Origin of the sequence: Spongiactinospora gelatinilytica (assembly GCF_003236385.1) — a bacterium.
Classification (GTDB): Bacteria; Actinomycetota; Actinomycetes; order Streptosporangiales; family Streptosporangiaceae; genus Spongiactinospora; species Spongiactinospora gelatinilytica.
Window position 1 is genome coordinate 1 of record NZ_POUA01000628.1, and the last position, 2404, is coordinate 2404.

At 71.3% G+C, this 2404-nt stretch carries 2 protein-coding genes; both read left to right on the forward strand.

The genetic code is table 11. The annotated features are described in order from the left end of the window. On the forward strand, positions 1 to 1521 hold a 1521-nt coding region (locus tag C1I98_RS37915), incomplete at its 5' end, for a purple acid phosphatase family protein (RefSeq protein ID WP_111172059.1). Between the two features lie 90 nt (positions 1522 to 1611). Beyond that, positions 1612 to 2229, forward strand: a complete 618-nt coding sequence (locus C1I98_RS37920; RefSeq protein ID WP_146607895.1) for a hypothetical protein — start codon at positions 1612 to 1614, stop codon at positions 2227 to 2229. Positions 2230 to 2404: the final 175 nt, after the last annotated feature.

Below are 2404 nucleotides of genomic sequence, written 5' to 3' on the forward strand. Positions count from 1 at the left end.
GTGCCGGACCGCGTCATCCTCACCCCCACCACGACCCCCGCCGCCAGCCAGAAGGTGACCTGGCGCGCGGAGGCGACGGCGGAGTTCGCGCGGGCGGAGATCCTGGAGGCGCCCCGGGCGCTCGGCCAGGTCGCCCCGCCCGCCGGCGCGGTGACCAAGGTGCAGGCCCAGTCCAGCACCCCGGTCAACACCACCCTCGGCTACGCCTCGACCTACCACACGGTGGAGTTCACCGGCCTCAAGCCCACCACCCGCTACACCTACCGCGTCGGCGACGGCACGAACTGGAGCGAATGGCACGACTTCACCACCGCCGCGGGCAAGTTCGAGCCGTTCTCCTTCATCTACTACGGCGACGCGCAGAACTACATCGACTCGGCCGTGCCCCGGGTGTTCCGGCACGCCTTCGCCGACCGGCCGCAGGCCAAGATGATCGTCAACGCCGGTGACCTCATCAACTCCGCCAACAGCGAGGAGGAGTGGGGTCAGTGGTACAAGGCCGCCGGTTTCATCGACAGCCAGATCAACAACCTGTCCATCCCCGGCAACCATGAGTACAGCGGCGGGCTGTCGTCGTTCTGGCGGCCGCAGTTTCCCTATCCGGACAACGGGCCGGGCAACCCCGAACTCAAGCAGACCGTCTACTACATCGACTACCAGGGCGTACGGTTCATCGGCCTGGACTCCAACCACCATGGCAACGCCGCTCTGATGGCCGCGCAGACCACCTGGCTGGAGAAGGTCCTCAAGGACAACCCGAACAAGTGGACCGTGGTGACCTTCCACCACCCCGTCTACTCGACCACGGGCACCCGCAACAACCCGCAGGTGCGCGGCCAGTGGGGGCCGCTGCTGGAGAAGTACGGCGTGGACCTGGTGCTCCAGGGCCACGACCACTCCTACGGCCGGGGCAACCTGGCCTCGGCGCGCAAGTCCATCACCGTGCACAACGGCGTGGCCTACGTGGTGTCGGTCTCCGGCGGCAAGATGTACGCGCTGAACAACGGTGAGAACTGGACCGGCAACGGCGCCGAGGTGCGCAGTTCCAGTCAGAACACCCAGCTCTACCAGTTGATCGACGTCGAGGGCGACCAGATCAGGTTCGAGGCCCGCTACGCCAACGGCGAGCACCACGACGGGTTCCTGATCCGCAAGAACGACCGCGGCGAGCGTACCGTCAACGAGTTGCGCACGCCGGAGAACACCGTCGGCGAGCAGGTCACGGTGGACAAGACCGAGGCGAGCCGGTGGGACAAGGTCACCGCGACCGCCTACGGCTACGACCCGGGCGAGCGCGTGCGCGTCTACCTGCGCGAGACGCGGGGCAAGGAGGCCGTGGCGCAGCACGGCGGCCACGGCCGCGACGGCGTGCCGCTCGGCGAGGCCAGGGCCGACGAACTCGGCCGGCTGTCCCACACCTTCCGGATGCCCCCGTGGGTGCGCCGGGGCAGCACCCACCTGGTCTACCTGTCCAGCGAGAACCAGAAGATCACCAGCCCGCTGATCACCGTCACCAGGTGAACCGGGGTGGCGCGGGCGCCCGTCCGGCGTCCGCGCCGCCTCTTCTTCGTTTCGTTCGTGGAGTCGTTCGTGCCTTTTCGCATACCATCCGTGGCCGCGCTGCTCGCGGCCCTGCTGCTGGCGTTCGCGGCCCCCGCCGCGGCGCATCCCTTCGGGCCGCCTTCGACGGCGAGCCTGCGCGCCGACGGCCCCCGCGTCGAGCTGGCCTGGCGGTCGGCCGAGGACGACTGGGTGGCGCTCGGCCGGTCGCTGGGCGCGTTCGAGGACCCGGGGTCGGGGCCGGTCTCGACCGCGCTGACCGGTGAGCAGAAGCTGGGGCGCTCGGCCGCCGTGCGGGCGTACCTGCTCGCGCGGGTGCGGGTGGCGCAGCGCGAGCGCGTGTGCCCGGGGCGGCTGGCGGAGCTGCGCGACCTGCTCGCCGAGGGGGCCCGGTTCACCTTCGAGTGCCCGGGGCCGGTGTCGGAGGTGGAGCTGACGATGACGCCGCTGACCGACCTGAACCCGGCCTATCGGACGGTGGTGAGCGCGGCGTCGGGGAAGATGATGTTCACCTCGTCGGCGGGCACCCAGCGGGTGCCGGTCGCGGGTACGGCGGGCGGCCCGCCGGCGGCGGTGTATGCGCTCGGGGCGGGGACGCTGGCGGTGGTGCTGGCGGCGGCCGGAGCGCTGGTGTGGCGGCGGGCCCGTCGTGGGCGGGTGGCCGCGTGAACGGGCTGCTGGGGCCGGAGCAGCGGCTGATCGAGCTGTTCGACGGGAACGCGGCCTTCTGGCTGCTGCTGGCGGTGGCGTTCGGGGTGGGGGCTGTGCACGCGGTGGCGCCGGGGCACGGCAAGAGCGTGACCGCGGCCTATCTGGTGGGCGCGCGGGGGCGGTACCGGGACGC